General features: G+C 58.6%; 1 protein-coding gene. It reads right to left on the bottom strand.

The window, feature by feature from the left end; all coding sequences use genetic code 11:
- Positions 1 to 150 precede the first annotated feature (150 nt).
- Positions 151 to 336 (bottom strand): hypothetical protein (locus ACG2E4_RS18580; RefSeq protein WP_395277524.1); only part of this gene is annotated, 186 nt, incomplete at its 5' end.

Genomic DNA, 336 nt, shown 5'->3' with positions numbered 1-336 from the left:
AGGGTGGCATCGGTGACGGATCCGCACGCGGCGGCGGTCCCGAGGATGAGGATGAACGCGAATGTTTTGGCGGCAAATGTTTTGATGGTCTTCATGGCTGGTAAGTTTTGTGTGGTTAAAAAATGGTGTTGAAAAAAGTTGAACGGGTGATTAATCGGGTTTGTCGAGGATTGGCTCCATGTCGTCGCCGTTGCCGAAGGTCTCAGGGGTGGGCTCGGCGGGCTGCTCGACGGTGGCGGGACGGTCGGGCCCGTCAAGGGTGGCATCGGTGACGGATCCGCACGCGGCGGCGGTCCCGAGGATGAGGATGAACGCGAATGTTTTGGCGGCAAATGT

Origin of the sequence: Halalkalibaculum sp. DA384 (assembly GCF_043951955.1) — a bacterium.
Taxonomy (GTDB): Bacteria; Bacteroidota; Rhodothermia; order Balneolales; family Balneolaceae; genus JAMQKA01.
The sequence above is the reverse complement of the archived record's forward strand: the minus strand, read 5'-3'. Positions and strand labels throughout refer to the sequence as shown.